We start from the raw sequence: 15,194 nt of genomic DNA on the forward strand, positions 1-15,194 counted from the left end.
AGAGAAGTCTTTCAATTTCTTTTTTCTTAATTCGTGACACCTAAGTGTTAAACTTGATTGAAAATCTGGCTCTCCCCAAGTTGTCCCTTCTAATTCATCTAATGATTTATTTATATCAATATTCATTTTTATTTCCACCTTTTTATGGTAAATGAATGATTTTATCTTCTTGAACTAACCTACTTCGTTAGTTAAAGATGTTTTTGTATATGATCATTTTTGATTTCTCTTTATGTATTTAATTGATATCACAGTAGCAATGATTGCAACCATAACAATACTAAGTGGATACATAAGCTGTAACAGTAAATTGTGATCAGGACTCGTAATCCAACCTAAGTACTCCTCAGACAACGTATAAAAAACATAAAAGTACATTATAAACACAAAGATGTTTAAAAATTTCCCCATAAATTAAGACATCTCTCTTTCCATTTGCTAATTTATCTTGTTCAACTAACCTGCCCAGTTAGTTCAATAAGCTCACTGAACTTCAACTCAAGCACCCGTTAGTTTAATATCACTCTATTTCTCGTTCATATTTAATTCGTTCAAGTACTTCTTTTGGTTTTAAATCATAGCCTATTGCTCTTTTTCCACTCCAATTTACCCCAACACATAATCCATCTTCTTCAAGACCAGTTAACCATCTGTTAAGGAAATCATCTAATGTGATTTCATGTAGTTGAAATGTACTATATACAGGAACATTTTTTATAATTTTTTCAGCTCTTGATTGTAACGACCAGAATGGCATTGTTGTTTCACCACTTGGATTTGTTGGCGAAGGAAAACCTTGTTCATCTTTTATTGCCCATACTTTTTGATGCTCCAATATCTCTTTTATAAAAGCATGATATTGTGGTGATGCTTGGCTCATTAGAACACCTCAAATATATTATTTTTTCTATTCCATTCACTTTTCTTGTTCAACTAACCTGCCGCGTTAGTACAATAAGTTCAACAAAAAATGCGTTAATCCTTCTTAGATCAACGCACCCGTTAGTTCAATAAGGTGATGTTCCAAGTTGATTATTTTAATTATTGATTTTTATCATTTAAATTAACAATCTGTTTAGCTATCTGTAAACAATCGTCAATATCTTTAGAGAAAATGCCTTCCGGAAAGGCATTAGTGAATATTCATCAAAATTATATTTTGACATAACGGTCATACAATAAAAATACACTTAGCCCAAATTCGCATATGAATTGGTCTCAGCTTGTTTTCATAGGTAAAAAAGTATAAACACATCAATCGGGTTAAAGAAATTAATGAGTGACTATGAGGTTGCTTCTTCAGCTCAAGCACCCGTTAGTGGAACAAGGAGTGTTGTAGTTGTTACACATGCTTTCGCCGGAAAATCTTCTTACTCCAATTTACATTTTAATCAGCTAGTTTTATTCCACTTAGTATCTCTTGTAGATGCTCCAAAGGAATGGAATTCATGGTTCTGACCTCAAAAAGATTGTTCTGATATGTGAAATATCCTACATGATGGAGGCCGTTGCTGAACAAATATAGTTTTCGATCACTCATTTCAACTTCTTTTTCTAATGTATAATCTCGATTTATTTGTTGGATAATATGGGTATTTCCATTCTCACTATAGTGTTGTTCTACCATTAATTCAGAAGAATCTGTAGGAGAGGCAAAATGGTGTCGAATTGCAAAGGCTGAATCATTTTTTTGTACTGTTATTAAAGGGGTATCAATATCTTTAAGGAATTCCGAATTTTCATTAAAATCAGTTTTCAGATATACCTTTTGTTTAATATCAGATAACTCAGCATTATACATAATTACTTCTTCATATTCTTTTAATTCAATTTCCTGAACAGGTTTTTTGGTATCAATCAAACTGGCAAGCGTAAGCAGCTGCTCTTTTTCAACTCCATGTAAAATGAAGTATTTCTCTTTTGTGAAAAGATGCATCTCCTTTTGATCAACCGAATAAAAAGCATCATGACCATTTATCAATAGAGTTTCTTCGTCGGCCCATATTTTGTTCCTGGTCCTTTTATACTCATCAATATTTTTAGGAAGATCGACATTTTCAATCATGTTCACTTCAAATTTATCTCCATAGTAAGTCAATGATATTTGGTAGCCGTCACTTACCGTCCGTGCAGATATTTGAGGTTTAGATGAAATTGTAGGAATCACATTTTGTATATCAATGGGCAAGCTAAGATTTTCAAGTAAGTCATCATTGACTATTAATGGTAAGTCCTCAGATAAATCTCCATTCAAATCTAAAGGTTCAATAATAGTTGGCTCATTATTTTTGTTTTCTACAGAGGCTTGCAAGGATTCTTTTTCAAATAAACCCAATTCCTGAGTAACAAAGAAAAAACCAAATCCGACAAATCCACAAGCAACTGCTACTGTTAAGACGGTGGGAAACCAAGTAGTATTTTTTTTCTTAATACTTTTTCGAACTTTTCTTTTACTTTCTTCTGTAAACTGATGCCCCTTATAAACCCCATCTTCCAATATAGATCTTACATCGTCTAATTTATCTTTCATATGTCTCACTCCCTTCTAGTATATTTCCTAACATTTTTCTGCTTCTTTTTAACCTGCTTTTTAACGTGTTTTGATTAACCTTTAATATTTGACTTATTTCTAATATCGAAAGGTTTTCATAATAAAACAGGTGAATTGTTTCTCTATATTTGAGTGGTAAAGATAGGATACTCTCTGCTATTAAAGTTTTTTCATCATTTTTTAAAACTAGGTTTTCAGGAGAAAGCTCTGGTGATTTCTGAGAAGTAAAAAAATCTGTTCCTACAATAACTTTTTTTACAAAATGACTCCTCAAGACATCTTTGCTACGGTTAATCGTTATTTTATATATCATGGCTTTGAAGTTTTCTACTTTAGAATATTGACTGTAGTTTTTATAACATGTAATAAAGACTTCTTGAACAATTTCCTGTGAAATGCCCCAGTCTTTTATGTAACTGTAAGCTACCCTAATCATTTTATCTCCGTATTCAGTCATTATTTCTTCCAACCATATCTCTTGCGAATCTGAATAAACTTCATTTTTCATATTGGTTAACTCCATTTTCCCACCTCATTTATGTATCACTAAAACGAGTGAGATACTGATTAAGTTTCAAAATTTCAAAAAATTTAAATATATATTTAAAATTAATCTTAACCTCTAATCAAATAAAAAAGACCGTCTAAGACGATCTCCTGTTGTTCAACTAAAGCACCCGTTAGCTCAATAAGGAATATCTTACAGAAGGTTATACCCCTTTAAATATTCCAATGTCCATTCATTGTATAAACAAGTCTTTTTCCAAGTTGTATAGTTTAATATTCATTGAAATAAATTTCTTCTTTTGCCAAGGTCACTTTATTTCCTTATGTACACCGTTTTACAATAGCATTCCATTCATGGGAGTTTAAGACTAAGTTTACATGGTATGTAAAGTTGAATAATTAATGTCTATTGATTATCAATTTTCGGAAATAGGAGTTCAATTACAAATTCCTTTCCATACTTAGACTCAACTTCTATTTCAATCTGCAATTCATCACATAATTTCTTTACAAGATACAAACCTATGCCTGTAGACTGTTTTTTATTAGGATTGTCTCCTGTAAATCCTTTATCAAAAATGAAAGGGAAATCAGAATTTAGGACCCCAACACCATTATCAGATATTCTTAAATAATATCGATCCTTTACGCTGTCATAGCCAGTTTTCAACCAGATAAAACTGTCAATTTCTTCATTTGAATATTTAATTGCATTAACAAATACTTGCGTGCAAATAAACTGGAGTGCTTTTTTATCTGACACAATTGGAACATCTTCCATCTGAGAAACAACTTTAACTTCTTTTTCATCCAGCATTGCCTGAAGTTCAAATAGTGTATCTTCACAGCAGTGACTGAGCAAAATTTTCTCTAAGTGATAGTCAACATGGGATGCCTGTAATCTTGCATAGAATAGTATCTGTTCAACATCATCATTGATGTTAATTCTTGCATGCTCGATTCGTTGATACACCAGTTCCGACATTTCTTCCTTACGGTTTTCCAAGACCAAAGTTACTAAAGAAATAGGTGCCTTTATCTCATGAACCCAACTTTCGATAAATTCTTCATAATCCATTGTTTGCAGCCTGGTCTCATCTAATTGGTCATTTAATCTACGTAATTTATTAGCTAAGTAATTCACCTTTGCTTTATGCAATTCACCAATAGATTTAAGCAATTCACTCTCATGCTCTTGCGATGGTTCTCTAAAAAAATCATAGAAAGCTCTGTCATGTTTTTCATGCCTTCTCCAAACAAGAATCATACCAAGCACAATACTAGTAAAGGAAAAAGTAATCATGATACCAATTAGGAGTCTAAATGTTTCTGGATACGCTATCCATGCCAGAAAAATAAAAAAGGCATCACTTATACATAGAAGTATTATCCAATGACTTGATTCCTTTAGAATATTTAGCCAATCAGTAGGCTTCATAGGTAATCAGCTCCTATTAGCTGGTAGCCAATTCCTCTGATAGTTTTGATTCGATTAGATAATCCAACCCCATCAAGAATTTTTCGCACTCTACTCATATTCACCTGTAGGATGTTCTCATCCACATAGTAGCTACTGCCCCATAGCAGATGAAAAAGTTCTTCCTTTTTTACTACTGAGGGTGAAGCTTTTACCAAAGTCTTAATAATAATTCCTTCATTCTCCGATAATGAAATGGAATTCTTACCAACATACAATATATTTGCCAGCTCATCTATCTGAAAATCACCAGCATCTAATAGAACATGCATATTTTTATATAGGTGAAGCAACTTTTGAACCCTTGCAATCAATCGCTTAGGATGGCAGGGTTTCGTTAAATAATCATCTGCACCTAAACCTAATGCATACAACTCGTCACTAAGTTGATTACGTGAAGTCAGCACTAAAATGGGACCAATTCCCCTATTCTTTAATGCACGGCAAATATCAAATCCAGATAGATTTGGTAAATTTAGATCTAATAAAATTAACGAAGGAGAAGCTGATACAATATCTTCCACGGGGGTATTGAAAGAAGAGATACACTCTACAGAGTATCCCTTTTTCTCTAAAATATTTTGCAGCTCTTCACGTAGAAAAACATCGTCCTCAACAATGACTATCTTTTCCACGCACTCACCCCCTATCCTATCTCTTTTAATTTCTTAATTTCTTCATCACTCTTTCGCTGAATCATCCAAATATAATATAGTTCAAAAACTATAAATAAAATTAGAGAAATCACTATTGTACTAGTACCGTTATCTATGTTTATTGAATTTGGGAAAGCATCCAACATGGCCCAAATACCAAAAATAGAACTGATCAATGCTACCGAGATAACTAAACCAAAGTATAACCAGATTTGTATCCTTGCTGATGAACATAGAGATTCAACACTTGCTCCTAGCATAGCTACTGTGGAATATCTATGTTTCGTACTCTTTTGCTGCATAAGGAATTTTAATCCCAACACCGTATTTGCAATAATTAGGAACACTATACCTAGATAGAATGTAGTGTAACTTCCTGCCACTGTATAAAACAGCTGCCTCCCCATGCTTGAGAGATAACTTTCATAGTCTAAGTCAGATGTATTGAGTAATTCATCTACTTCATACATGGCTTGCATTAAACCTTTTTCCTGAACAAAATCATCATTTAGGACCATATTCCAGAGGTATGAATCCCGAGAATTTACAGTGAAGTTATCATAGATATCATCGGGTACAATTAATGCATATGAAAGAGTGATAGCCTTGTCTGCCACTATGTTGCTCGTATATAGATTTGATTTTAATTTGTATTGTTTTTCGCCCATTTTAACTATCGGATTAGACTGCAACACCCTCATTAATATATCATGAGAGTAATAAAATTCTTCATCAGAATACATTGCAACTTCATTGTTTCCTAATTTGATAGGAGATTTGTTGATTGAATTAAGCAATTTATTATAACTAGAAAGAGAAATTAAATAAGGCCCACCCTCTGCGGATAAATAACTTAATAAATTTTCTTTTTCTTGCGAATTAACTTCTCTGGAGACGGATTTTAATAAACCTGACCAAGAAAAAGTACTTAAAACTTCATTTCCAGAATTCTCTATATCGGAAGGACGAAAATGGTCCAATTTCATAGCATAATACTCTTTAACATAAGGCTCCAATTTATCCGATGTCATCATAGAAACAATTTCATTTTCCGACCCTCTAAAAGTAAAGTCTGCAGTCCTGCTGGATGTATCACTATTATTTAGAGCAGTAGATATTCCATATGTAAAACTAACCATTGCCATAAGAATTAACAGTGATGATATAGCAAGTGAACCCCATTGGTTTAAAACATTTTCTTGAAGTTGTCTTCCTGTAAATACAAATAATCCGGTAGAAGAACTACTTTTATGTTTTATCCACGCACCAATTAAACTGCCCAATCCACGAAACAGCATGAAAGTTCCAGCGATTCCTATAATAATTATTAATGCAAATATCCTATAATCAAAGCTACGTAAATATAAGATTGCCAATCCATAAGATATGGAAAGAAAAATTGTACCAAGCAGCAATACTGCTCCGGTTAGTATACTAACTATGCTCCTCACAGGTGAAAGGACCCGTTGCGTTTCTTCTTTCTTATCATTTAGCAAATCAACAGGTTCCTTCCTGCTCATTTGCAAGCTAAGAATAAACATAGCTACTAGTTGAACTATAATAAAGCCAACTACCGTTAAACCAAGGCCAACCCAAGAGATACTAAATTGATGACCGATAATACCCATTCCAATAAGTCTAGAAGTTGCCAGACTTATTAATTCAGTTAAAAATAAGGAAACTGGAATTCCAATAATCAAAGCAACTAAGCCATTCCACAATGTTTCACCCATAATCATTGCAAACAGCTTGCTTCGCTTCATACCCATCATTAAATACAATCCGAATTCATGATTACGAAGTTGTAATTGATACTTATTTGCAAAATACACTAAGAAAAATACGAAGAATAGCGAAACGGCATAGAGTATAGGAATCATTAGCAAAAGCCTAGCTACCGCATCACTTTCAACGGTCTTTAGGTACAACATAACGTCTTGTTCACCAAGTGAAAGGATGACATAAAAAGTTATAATTGAAATAATAAGTGATGCAAAATAAACTCCATTCTCTTTTCGTGTTTTTCGACTATTTCGCTTAATGAAATCAAAGAACATTGTTGCTACCTCCTCCTAACTGTGCCAAGACAGTTAAGATACGTTCATAGAAGGAATTCTGAGTTTCTCCCGGTACTTTCTTGCGAAGCTCATGGAATATCACACCATCTTGAATAAATAAGATTCTTGAGCAAAAGCTTGCTGCATTGGCATTATGAGTAACCATCAAAATGGTAGCCCCATCTGTATGATTAATCGAAGATAGTTTCTCCATCAAGATTTTTGCATTTTTCGTATCCAAAGCACCCGTTGGCTCATCTGCTAATACAATGCTTGGATTTGAAATTAATGCTCTTGCCGCTGCAACTCTCTGCTTCTGCCCTCCTGACATTTGAGATGAAAATTTATTCAACAGATCCTCAATCTCAAATTGCTTCGCTAATTTTTGAAGCTGAGCCTCTTGTTTTTTAGGATTCTCCCCATGTATAGACAAGGGCAAAATAATATTTTCTCTAGAAGTTAAGTTATCTAATAACTCGAAACCTTGAAATAGGTATCCAATTTTACTTCCTCTATATTTTGCCAGCTGGGATCCTTTAAATGAAGAAATACTCTGACCATCCAACAAAATTTGACCAGATGTTGGTTTAAGCATGGTTGCAATACAATTAAGCAATGTGGTCTTGCCTGACCCACTTGCACCCATAATACCAAGAAACTCCCCCGGAAGAACATCAAATGTAACCCCCTTTAATGCAGCGGTTTCACTTTGTCCTTTGCCATATGTCTTATGTACTTCCTGAACTTGAAGTAGTTTATCTGAAACTTTCATATTCTATTCTCCCTCCTATATTTTTCTATACTTATACCATAAAAGAAAAATATATTAATTAACACTTACAGTTGTTGTAAGGTTAGAAGTGATAGGAATCGAACCCACAATTTATTAGCGAACTCAAAAAGTACCAAGTCTTAAATAATTGACTTGGTACTCATTAATCAAAAAACCGTAATTAATTATGATACCGTTCACAGGAGTAGTTTAAGAAGAAAAAAATAAGCAAACAAATATTAACGAACTCAAATTAATGCATAATTGAAGCTTTTCTTATTCGTTTAGATTGATTTCATGCATATAATAGCAGAAATCGAGTGAAACACTGATTAAATTTTTTCTTTTAGCTTTTTTAGGTTTTGTAATTGTTTCATTTGTTAGTATGATTGTAATATTTGAAGAAAATTGATTATTTCAGAAAACGAATCTTCAACTAAACTGCTGCTTTAGTTGAACAAGAAAAAGGCTGTATCGCAGCTACCTGATCTTCAACTAAGCTCTCGTTAGTTTACCAAGGTTTAAATTATCCTTGACGTAATATCTTTTGAAACATTCTCGGTTGATGTGTTTCAAAAGCTTTTATCAATTCTTTTCCAAAAATAGTGATGGTCTTTTCCCAAGGGTGTCCTAAAAATCCCCATTCAAAATTCTTGTGAATAAAAAAGTAATAATCACCGTTAGGAAAAACAGGTACAGTCCATTCATCAAACTCACTTTTCGGAAACTCCAAACGGGGGTTTATCCAATAACCTGGATGCTGCCAATCTACCGCATACATATATTCATTCTTCTGTGTGAGTTCTTGAAAAACAAGCAATGACTTATCTTCTAGGTCATTATAAATCTCATCATAAGTACCTGAATCTCCGGACCAATTTAAATATGGGGATATATCGTATGTGATGAATGGATTTGGAACTTCAAAAGATGGGAAGTTTGATATGCTTGGTTCAAAATTAAATTCATCATATATCCTATCCCATACCTCTTTATATTCTAATTCGGATAATTCAATCCAATTTTCCATTTGAATAGCCACCTTTAAGATGCTTTTATTGGGGGTTATTATATCATTTCTTATTCAACTAACCTGCTGCGTTAGTTGAACAAGCACCCGGATTGGGAAGTAGGCACGTTCATTACTCAATAAGAAAAAGTTGCCTTGTTAAGGCAGTTGTTTGTATTTATAAGAACAGCAAATCTGATATATAAAAAAGTACTGACAAAAATAATACTTCGTAAAGTGATGTTAAAGAAAAATATTTTTCGTTTTTTTCTTTTTCAAAAAAATTCCTAATTAAAACAAAAATTATGGAAACACATAAATAACTAAGAAAATCATTCCATTCAAACCACAAAGCTTCCACCACTTTCAATTATTTTGCAGCTACTTCGTCTAACAGCTTTCATATTGATCAGTTCGGCAAACAATAAAGTGGTTGTTGAACCTGGTTATCAGTCATCCTCGTTAGTTCAATAAAACTTACTTCATTCTTTCTAAAATTAAATAGTCCTTTGTTTTAACTATTGTTATATCGTGTTTCTTTGCGAACTCAATTAAATGGTCATATGCTTTTGGTGGTTCGAGAACAGCTAATCTAACGTTAATTCCTTTATTTACGTTTATTTTGGCAGCTTTCTTAGCCCAACCGACTCGTGTGAACTTAAGTTGACTTATATCTTCAGGGGAAATCCTCTGTTTTACAATGGATTGATTGAATATTAAAATCTCATAAACCAAGTGCTCGTCGTGGATGTTAAATCTAAATCGTATAAGAGCAAATACGACGGCTACTATAAAACCTAATAGTAACAGAGATGAAGAACCGTCAAAGTAATCCAACACTACATTCATAAATAGGACAAAAATGATGGTCATAACAATTGGATATCTATGTGGTCTAATTTTGTATTCAATAACAATTCATCTCCTTTCTATGTCCTTCTTCCACTAAACTGCACCGTTAGTTAAAGATGTTTTTGTATATAATCATTTTTGATTTCTCTTTATGTATTTAATTGATATCACAGTAGCAATGATTGCAACCATAACAATACTAAGTGGATACATAAGCTGTAACAGTAAATTGTGATCAGGACTCGTAATCCAACCTAAGTACTCCTCAGACAACGTATAAAAAACATAAAAGTACATTATAAACACAAAGATGTTTAAAAATTTCCCCATAAATTAAGACATCTCTCTTTCCATTTGCTAATTTATCTTGTTCAACTAACCTGCTGCGTTAGTTCAACAAGCAAAAGACTTTACCTCTAATTGAAGTAAAGCACCGGTTAGTTAAACAACAATTTATTTTAATAATTTCTGGTTTTCTTGGGAATAAACGAAATCACTTTTTCGACACCTAACCATATTAACGAAGCACTAAAACCGTAACTAACACAACCAATAATCACAAAGGTATCTAAGACTCTCCACATATCTACACCAGATATCCATCCATAGAAAAAAGTAAAAAATAAACCACCAAAGGCTCCACTAGTAAAAAGTGAAATCATCTTAATACTTTTCTTTTTCATCAAATTTTCTATTTTATTTTTTTCAACTATCCATTTGGTCGTTTTAACGGCTATTAGTCCAAATACTAATACAAGTGGTGCCCCAGTTATTATTCCAAAAGCATACATAAATTCATTAACAGGGTTCACTAAATACATCATTAGTACCATGAAAAATGGGAAAATGAGTGCCCCAATTATTGTAATTAAGAAATTTTTCATTCCACATTAACCCATTTTATGTTAGGTAATTCATTCCTATTGTGAAAATATCTACCTAAAACTGCATACGTAATTGTAAAAGGAATGATTACAGAGAAATACAACCAACTTTCACCCCACAATGAGGTTATTCCACCAGCCCAAATTTGTCCTAATAGCATAAACAGTAATGCTGTAATGAAAGAAAGTATAATGCCGAGAATAAGACCTTTTATCCGATAAACGTTTTTCATATTCTCATCCCCTTTACTTAAAGTATTCAACAAAAAAAGGGCTAAATCCTTTAAAGAATCAAACCCCTTTGTGCATTTATGAAAAATCATTCTGCAAATTCTTCAAGTGAAATCTTTATTTCATTATATTTGTCAGTATGAGCATCTATAGTTATATCTCCTTGAGGAATTCCCGGTAATCCTTCATCGTCATATTGAATTATTCCGTCTTCATAAACAGTTATCGTATAAACATTATTGTCGAAATTTTTACCTTGACCTAAATAGATTTGATAATTACTTATATTTGCTATTGCTTCCATTCTTTCGATTTCTTCTTCAGACGAAGGATCTTTGGTTGAGAGCTTGTCTAGCCTACTTAATATACCCAAGATTTGTTCCATATCTGATGTACAACCATTTTTCGATTCAACATTTGAATCTGCAACTACTTCCCTACTACTAAAACAAAGGGTGTCAAAAACAATACCCTCTGTAAACGTTATAGTTTCCTTATCTCCGACTGACTCGTTTAAAATACTTGCCAGGCCACTATCATCCCCATATTGAAATTTACCTATCTTACCTTCTTCCTTTGTAGAGAAGAGAATAATACCATTCACTTCTGCAATTTCTTCTTTACTACCATCTTTCTGATAACCAACCTTTGCAGTAAAGTTGTAGCGATTCGGGATAGTTTCGTCTTGTTCTATAATGACATCTTTTAAGCTCAACTGATAACCGAATTCGTAAGCAAGGATTGGGTACGTAGTCCCGGATGTGTTAATGAAAACTTCAAGTCCGTCCTCAGTAAAGTAAGGCCCATACGTCTCATCTATATATTTTTCAAATTCAGGGAGTTCTTCTTTTCCATCCTTGACAATCCTATACTTAGGCTCTAAGAATTCGTTCAAATTTTTGTCTATCCCATTAAATTGCAGCTCCAGAACTTTTTGAATTACTGATTTTGGATCCGGACCAGTTATTGGATTCGCGTGATTTAGTGAATCGGAATTTGTAACGACAGACATAATAAAGACGGTAGCTACACCTATGAGAACTACAAAGAATAAACTTAATTTAAGGTTAATAGACAATTTGTCCCTATTATTCCTCTTTTTCAATGTAGACACTTCCTTCATTATTCTATTCTCTAAAGAAACGGTAAACCGTGGAGCTTCGCCAACATACTTGTCAAATCTCTTTTTAAGATTGTTCACGCAGGATCACCTCCCATTCGATTCCATCCAATTTACTCTTAAGAATAGCCTTCGCCCTTGATAATCGAGTTTTAATGGTATTCTCAGAAATGTTGAGTATGTTGCTGATTTCAAGGATAGTAAACTCCTGATAATAAAAGAGTAGGATAACCTCTCGATACTTTATAGACATATCTAAAATTTCCTGTATCAACCTATCATTCTTATCTTTGTTAATCACTAATTTCTCCGGAGAATCCTGGTTAGATAATGACTGTCTCATAAGTAAATTAGTGTAAAACGGAATCTTGTTCTTCCAATTTCGCAAATAATCATGACACTTGTTTACGGTTATCTTAGCTAAATATGTTCTAATCGAAGATCTTTTTTCGAACTGGTCCGATTTTTGATAATAAGTGACGAATACCTCTTGTACAATGTCTTCGGCAGTAGACCAGTTCTTAACATAAGAAAAAGCTAATCGAATCAAATATTCTCCATTTTCCTTCATAATTTTTTTAAATTGTATTGAATCTTTCTCAATATCCATATCAAACACCATTCCCCCTTCCATAATCAACCTATTGACGGAACTTTTTTAAAAAAGGTTTCAAAAAAGTATAAAATAAAAAATCCGTGCCGTATCCCGGATTTTTCGAAATTGATTTAGCAATCATTCTTGAACTAAACTGCCGCGTTAGTTTAACAAGCACAAGGCTTTACCCGTAATTGAAGTAAAGCACCCTTTACTGGAATAAAGGATAGTAATTTACTTTTATTTCCCCTACCTTGCATTGTTAGTTTTCTTTGGAAATATGTAAGAGACTAAAATTAAGACAATACTTATCGTATACCCTGTCCAAGTTAGAGTGTTTAGTGTGCTATAAGCAAAATTTTGAGCTATTCCTGTAATTTCTAATACTATTCTTGTAGTGGGTGTAAGTATTACTATTGCAAATGCAATCCACTGAATAATATTACGTTTGCTGTTTTCTTTGTTTTTCATAATACACAACATCCTTTCAAACCTAATTCAATTAACCTGCGTCGTTAGTTTAACAAGCAAAAGGCTTAACCTCTAATTGAATTAAAGCACCCATTAGATCAATAAGATTATACGTAGTAATAGTGTTTCAAGTGTGTTGTCTTCCACCTCTAAGCTTTTATTCCTCATTTTTAACCTCTCAATCCCTCCTTGTACAAAAGCCACCCATATCTGAACATTTATTTTCCAGTTCAAGCCACGCATCATAGGTTTTCTTATAGTCTTTTAAGCCTTGTTCAAACTCGACAATTGCGGTTTTCCTATCATCTTTTGATTTCGCATTTTGGAAATTTAAAATATTTTCCATAATCATCAATCGCTTTTTATTAAACTCAATTACTTCCGTTTCACTCATCTTTAAAGGGAAAGAAGGGCGTTCTAACACACTGTAACTAGATAAATCGAATAATTGTTTAAATGATTCTAAATCTCCATTTCCTTCTATAATTTCCTTCTCAAAAACTAAAATATTTTCCATAATTTTAATTTCTCTGGTCATATCAAAATAAAAAGTGGAATAACTCTTATCTTCCAACCCGATTAATTCTTCTTTCAAATTACTTGTATATACCGATAATACAATAAATGAAATACCCAAAATCACAGTTAAGCTCCAACCAATCACTGATTTATTCATACACTACTCCTTTTCAACCGTTGTTTTGTCTTACCTTATTTTTCTTTAATAATATTTTTTGGCAAAATTATTAATTGAATCTTGTTAAACTAACCTGCTGCGTTAGTGTGAAAAAGGGCTACCTAAGCAGCCGAATGATCTTAAGCTAAAGCACCTGTTAGTTAAACATAATCACTTACTTACGGATTCTTTCTTTTTTTCCCAATCGTCCCAAAAAATATATATAATAGCAACAAAAATCGAAAAGGTTAGAAACATAAAATAAGTGTATATATTAAAAAACTGGTTGTTCACATGAAAACTCAATCCTGAAGTAATTCTTTGAATATATTCCTCATCTGCAACACTGTATTTCTTGATTAATGCATCTTGTATAACTTGGCGATATTCATTCAATGCATTTTTCTGATAAAAAAAGGCAACAGTTAAGTGAACGAGAATACCGAAAATGCTGATGATAAAAATAGTGGTGCTAATCGAATGCACTCGAAAAATTCGAACCCATAATATTACCATAAAGATAAGTAGTGGAATTAAAATCCAAGCAATCAACAAAGCTGGATTACCGTTACCAGACGAAGTTCCTGGATTTGGAGTCATTTGGTTAACTAGTAGGAAGACTCCTAATGCTAAGATGCTAACAACGAATAGTGTTATCTTTGCAATTTTCATCTGTACACACCCCATCTTTTTTTATTTCTTTTACTTTTTAATTATATAATTTGTAACCCTTGTTCACTAAACTGCTGCGTTAGTTCAATAAGAGTTTATTTCTTTACCGTATCCACTTCTAATGAAAAAGGCATTCCTAAATATTTGTATTTTATCGTGATTACTTTCGGTTCTTCATGACCAAAAATTCGGATTCCATAAAACTTTATCGATTGTAATTCATCTTTATTAATTTTCTCAGTTCTATCTTCTGAATTTGATTGTGGTTTTATAGGGAATTCATCGATTGAATGAAATGTAATGGCTGGGTCTTCATCCAAACCACTCCCCATAATAATGTGATTAGAACGACTAACTCCAAGTTCTACTTTTCCTTTATCTCTTCCATTTACAAGAACAGCATTAAGTTCTAAATTTACAAAACCAGTGTTTTCTATTTCAATAACTCTCTTTTTTTCATCTTCTGTGTAATTAGTAATTCCAGAATATGACAACGGCGGATGCGTTTTTAGGTAGAGAAAAAGACTTCCTACTAATACAACTATGGTAAATACTGAAATAAAAAAATTCTTTTTCAAATTTGTTCCCCCAGTCTTAAAAATCCATAGAATTAAATTCTTTTTATTGAACTAACCTGCTGCGTTAGTACAATAAGTTCAACAAA

At 32.8% G+C, this 15,194-nt stretch carries 17 protein-coding genes; all 17 read right to left on the reverse strand.

Annotated features, from left to right (window positions below; translation table 11 throughout):
* Positions 1-520: 520 nt before the first annotated feature.
* Complete coding sequence (locus tag ACFPYN_RS09480) at positions 521-880, reverse strand: DUF2750 domain-containing protein (RefSeq protein ID WP_377733778.1); 360 nt, start codon at positions 878-880, stop codon at positions 521-523.
* A 507-nt stretch (positions 881-1,387) separates the two neighbouring features.
* Entirely contained in the window at positions 1,388-2,530 is a 1,143-nt protein-coding gene (locus ACFPYN_RS09485) for a hypothetical protein (protein ID WP_377733779.1), read from the reverse strand.
* A complete protein-coding gene (locus tag ACFPYN_RS09490) occupies positions 2,520-3,059 on the reverse strand; it encodes a sigma-70 family RNA polymerase sigma factor (RefSeq protein ID WP_377733780.1) in 540 nt (179 codons plus the stop codon). The genes ACFPYN_RS09485 and ACFPYN_RS09490 overlap by 11 nt, the downstream gene beginning before the upstream one ends.
* Before the next feature lie 405 nt (positions 3,060-3,464).
* Positions 3,465-4,496, reverse strand: coding sequence for a sensor histidine kinase (locus ACFPYN_RS09495; RefSeq protein WP_377733781.1), 1,032 nt, complete (start codon positions 4,494-4,496; stop codon positions 3,465-3,467).
* On the reverse strand, positions 4,493-5,170 hold the full coding sequence (locus ACFPYN_RS09500) for a response regulator transcription factor (RefSeq protein ID WP_377733782.1): 678 nt from the start codon (positions 5,168-5,170) through the stop codon (positions 4,493-4,495). Before ACFPYN_RS09500 ends, ACFPYN_RS09495 begins: the two co-directional genes overlap by 4 nt.
* Before the next feature lie 11 nt (positions 5,171-5,181).
* Positions 5,182-7,248, reverse strand: coding sequence for an FtsX-like permease family protein (locus ACFPYN_RS09505; RefSeq protein WP_377733783.1), 2,067 nt, complete (start codon positions 7,246-7,248; stop codon positions 5,182-5,184).
* Positions 7,238-8,020: an ABC transporter ATP-binding protein gene (locus ACFPYN_RS09510; protein WP_377733784.1), complete on the reverse strand. Its 783-nt coding sequence runs from the start codon at positions 8,018-8,020 to the stop codon at positions 7,238-7,240. The genes ACFPYN_RS09505 and ACFPYN_RS09510 overlap by 11 nt, the downstream gene beginning before the upstream one ends.
* Positions 8,021-8,546: 526 nt before the next feature.
* A complete protein-coding gene (locus ACFPYN_RS09515) occupies positions 8,547-9,050 on the reverse strand; it encodes a DUF2716 domain-containing protein (RefSeq protein ID WP_377733785.1) in 504 nt (167 codons plus the stop codon).
* A 456-nt stretch (positions 9,051-9,506) separates the two neighbouring features.
* A complete protein-coding gene (locus ACFPYN_RS09520) occupies positions 9,507-9,902 on the reverse strand; it encodes a hypothetical protein (RefSeq protein ID WP_377733786.1) in 396 nt (131 codons plus the stop codon).
* 437 nt (positions 9,903-10,339) lie between these two features.
* The gene (locus tag ACFPYN_RS09525) at positions 10,340-10,765 is read right to left on the reverse strand and encodes a hypothetical protein (protein ID WP_377733787.1); all 426 of its coding nucleotides are present in this window, start codon (positions 10,763-10,765) and stop codon (positions 10,340-10,342) included.
* The gene (locus tag ACFPYN_RS09530; RefSeq protein WP_377733788.1) at positions 10,762-10,998 is read right to left on the reverse strand and encodes a hypothetical protein; all 237 of its coding nucleotides are present in this window, start codon (positions 10,996-10,998) and stop codon (positions 10,762-10,764) included. The genes ACFPYN_RS09525 and ACFPYN_RS09530 overlap by 4 nt, the downstream gene beginning before the upstream one ends.
* A gap of 86 nt (positions 10,999-11,084) precedes the next feature.
* The gene (locus ACFPYN_RS09535) at positions 11,085-12,197 is read right to left on the reverse strand and encodes a hypothetical protein (RefSeq protein WP_377733790.1); all 1,113 of its coding nucleotides are present in this window, start codon (positions 12,195-12,197) and stop codon (positions 11,085-11,087) included.
* Positions 12,184-12,726: a sigma-70 family RNA polymerase sigma factor gene (locus tag ACFPYN_RS09540; RefSeq protein ID WP_377733791.1), complete on the reverse strand. Its 543-nt coding sequence runs from the start codon at positions 12,724-12,726 to the stop codon at positions 12,184-12,186. The genes ACFPYN_RS09535 and ACFPYN_RS09540 overlap by 14 nt, the downstream gene beginning before the upstream one ends.
* 234 nt (positions 12,727-12,960) lie before the next feature.
* Positions 12,961-13,182 (reverse strand): hypothetical protein, encoded by a 222-nt coding sequence (locus tag ACFPYN_RS09545; protein WP_377733792.1) that lies wholly within the window; start codon positions 13,180-13,182, stop codon positions 12,961-12,963.
* 178 nt (positions 13,183-13,360) lie between these two features.
* Complete coding sequence (locus tag ACFPYN_RS09550; RefSeq protein ID WP_377733793.1) at positions 13,361-13,858, reverse strand: hypothetical protein; 498 nt, start codon at positions 13,856-13,858, stop codon at positions 13,361-13,363.
* Between the two features lie 171 nt (positions 13,859-14,029).
* Complete coding sequence (locus ACFPYN_RS09555; protein ID WP_377733795.1) at positions 14,030-14,530, reverse strand: hypothetical protein; 501 nt, start codon at positions 14,528-14,530, stop codon at positions 14,030-14,032.
* A 95-nt stretch (positions 14,531-14,625) separates the two neighbouring features.
* On the reverse strand, positions 14,626-15,108 hold the full coding sequence (locus ACFPYN_RS09560) for a hypothetical protein (RefSeq protein WP_377733796.1): 483 nt from the start codon (positions 15,106-15,108) through the stop codon (positions 14,626-14,628).
* Between the last annotated feature and the right edge of the window lie 86 nt (positions 15,109-15,194).

Origin of the sequence: Paenisporosarcina macmurdoensis (genome assembly GCF_042658845.1) — a bacterium.
Lineage (GTDB): Bacteria > Bacillota > Bacilli > Bacillales_A > Planococcaceae > Paenisporosarcina > Paenisporosarcina macmurdoensis.

Bases quoted from the DNA above. Each gene is read 5' to 3' on its own strand.
- ACFPYN_RS09480 (WP_377733778.1), bottom strand. From the start codon at position 880: ATGAGCCAAGCATCACCACAATATCATGCTTTTATAAAAGAGATATTG.
- ACFPYN_RS09485 (WP_377733779.1), bottom strand. From the start codon at position 2,530: ATGAAAGATAAATTAGACGATGTAAGATCTATATTGGAAGATGGGGTT.
- ACFPYN_RS09490 (WP_377733780.1), bottom strand. From the start codon at position 3,059: ATGAAAAATGAAGTTTATTCAGATTCGCAAGAGATATGGTTGGAAGAA.
- ACFPYN_RS09495 (WP_377733781.1), bottom strand. From the start codon at position 4,496: ATGAAGCCTACTGATTGGCTAAATATTCTAAAGGAATCAAGTCATTGG.
- ACFPYN_RS09505 (WP_377733783.1), bottom strand. From the start codon at position 7,248: ATGTTCTTTGATTTCATTAAGCGAAATAGTCGAAAAACACGAAAAGAG.
- ACFPYN_RS09510 (WP_377733784.1), bottom strand. From the start codon at position 8,020: ATGAAAGTTTCAGATAAACTACTTCAAGTTCAGGAAGTACATAAGACA.
- ACFPYN_RS09515 (WP_377733785.1), bottom strand. From the start codon at position 9,050: ATGGAAAATTGGATTGAATTATCCGAATTAGAATATAAAGAGGTATGG.
- ACFPYN_RS09520 (WP_377733786.1), bottom strand. From the start codon at position 9,902: ATGACCATCATTTTTGTCCTATTTATGAATGTAGTGTTGGATTACTTT.
- ACFPYN_RS09525 (WP_377733787.1), bottom strand. From the start codon at position 10,765: ATGAAAAATTTCTTAATTACAATAATTGGGGCACTCATTTTCCCATTT.
- ACFPYN_RS09530 (WP_377733788.1), bottom strand. From the start codon at position 10,998: ATGAAAAACGTTTATCGGATAAAAGGTCTTATTCTCGGCATTATACTT.
- ACFPYN_RS09540 (WP_377733791.1), bottom strand. From the start codon at position 12,726: ATGGATATTGAGAAAGATTCAATACAATTTAAAAAAATTATGAAGGAA.
- ACFPYN_RS09545 (WP_377733792.1), bottom strand. From the start codon at position 13,182: ATGAAAAACAAAGAAAACAGCAAACGTAATATTATTCAGTGGATTGCA.
- ACFPYN_RS09550 (WP_377733793.1), bottom strand. From the start codon at position 13,858: ATGAATAAATCAGTGATTGGTTGGAGCTTAACTGTGATTTTGGGTATT.
- ACFPYN_RS09555 (WP_377733795.1), bottom strand. From the start codon at position 14,530: ATGAAAATTGCAAAGATAACACTATTCGTTGTTAGCATCTTAGCATTA.